The sequence below is a fragment of the Halorubrum sp. AJ67 genome, assembly GCF_000513435.1.
This window is the reverse complement of the sequence record NZ_CBVY010000002.1, coordinates 161324-163070: the sequence shown is the minus strand read 5'-3', so window position 1 is coordinate 163070 and position 1747 is coordinate 161324. Positions and strand designations below refer to the sequence as shown.

The 1747-nt window shown below is 70.5% G+C and carries 3 protein-coding genes; all 3 read right to left on the bottom strand.

What is annotated here, in order from left to right; all coding sequences use genetic code 11:
- On the bottom strand, positions 1–183 hold a 183-nt coding region (locus BN903_RS02810), incomplete at its 3' end, for a universal stress protein (RefSeq protein WP_048076283.1).
- Positions 184–275: 92 nt separating this feature from the next.
- A complete protein-coding gene (locus BN903_RS02805) occupies positions 276–833 on the bottom strand; it encodes a diadenylate cyclase (protein WP_048076282.1) in 558 nt (185 codons plus the stop codon).
- Positions 834–941: 108 nt separating this feature from the next.
- A partial coding sequence (gene cruF / locus BN903_RS02800; protein WP_079890554.1) for a bisanhydrobacterioruberin hydratase occupies positions 942–1747 on the bottom strand: 806 nt, incomplete at its 5' end.

Sequence of the window (1747 nt, the reverse complement as noted above, 5' to 3'; positions counted from 1 at the left end):
CGCTTCGAGGTCCGCGACGACCTCGTCGTGGAGGTCACCGGAGTTGGCGGCCGCGATCCGCTGGTCGACGACGTACAGCGCGTGGACAGTCGCGTCGTGGTCCGTCGCCAGCCGGATCGCGTGGTCGAGCGCGCGGTCGACCGCCTCGCTCCCGTCGGTCGGCACCAAGATGTCGTCGTACATACGTCGTCGTTCGCCCGGCCGCGGCTTAACCGTGGGGCCTCGATTCCGAACGTCGGGAGCGCTACGCGACGCGCCGCGGACCACCGAGAGCGTTACTCGACGCGCCAGCGGCCGCCTATCTCCTCGCGCCCCGTGCTGTCCGCCTCGCCGTCGCGGAAGACGCTGACGCGGCCGGTCTCCTCGCTCAGCGTCACCGTCGCGACGACCTCCGGGCGGACCGAGGTCTCGATCGCGCTCATGTGGCGCGACCCCATCCACGGCTCGTAGCTCACGTCGTCGACGAGATCGGTCTCCGCGTCGCGGGTGCCCAGGTCGCGGAACCGGACCATCTGGGACTCGATCTCGCCGTCGACCGCGACGACGACGCCGCCGTCCTGCGCGACGCTCACCGACTCCGCGGCGGCCGCGAACGCGTCCTCGTCGAAGACGGACGAGCAGTCGTCGCGCGGCCAGCGGTTCTCCCCCATCGGGTCCGCGTACGCGCCGTAGTCGCTGTCGCCGATGACGGCGAAGTACAGCCCCGGTCCCTTCACGTGCGCCTCGTCGTACCCGTCGAAGGAGACGCTGACGCCCTCGGCGCAGTAGGTCAACCGGTCGACGACCTCGCACACGCGCTCGTGGTCGCCGTACTCGATGGCGAGACCACTCATCGCCGTCCGTCCTCCCGGTTCCGCCGTCCCGTGCGATTGCCGCCGTCAGTCACGACCGGAAAGACGAGCCCCCGGTATATAAGGGCAGCCGAGTAGCGCGACCCGTCCCTATCGCCGCCACTCGGTGAACAGTCGCGCGTCGAACCGGTCGGCGCGGACCAACCCGACGCCGAACGCGGCCGCGACCGCCGCGGGCAGGAGGTTCCCGAACCAGAGGTTGATTCCCCCCCAGAGGATCACGAAGCTCACCATGTCGTCGAGCATGAACTCGCAGTCGCGGAGCCGCTCGCGGATCCCCGCCGCCGAGAACGCTCGGTCGAGCGTGACGACCGCGACGACGGCGGAGAGGACCCAGCCGGCGTAGTTCGAGGGCGGGACCCCGTAGAACGCGCCGCCGCCGAAGTCCCAGAAGCCGAGCGACACCGCCCCGGGGTCTAACACCACGTCCATCGCGACCACGACCGGGATCACCGTCGCTAACCGGACCCACACGCTGTCGGCGCGCGGCCCGAGCAGCAGCAGGCACAGCAGGTAGGCGTTCATCACGAGCGGGATGAAGAAGACGGGGAGCGCGACCGGCACGCCCGCGAGCATCGGGCCGAGATCGACCGTGTACGCGAACTCCCCGTACGGCCAGCCGGTCGCGACGCCGACCGACTCGATGAGGTACGTGTACGCGGTCAGGACGCCGATCCAGCCGACTGCGCGGCGGTCGACGGTCGGCAGCACCCCGACGACGAGCGGCGACCGCATCACGATCACGCCGAACAGCACGAACCACGGGTGGAAGGCGAACGGCTCCGGTACCACCCCCTCGGCGCTGGCGACGAGCGCGATAGCGCCGACGAGCGGGAAGACGACCGCGATGGTAAAGCGGTTCTCGCGGACGAGGCGGTCGAGCAGCGCCTCGGCCT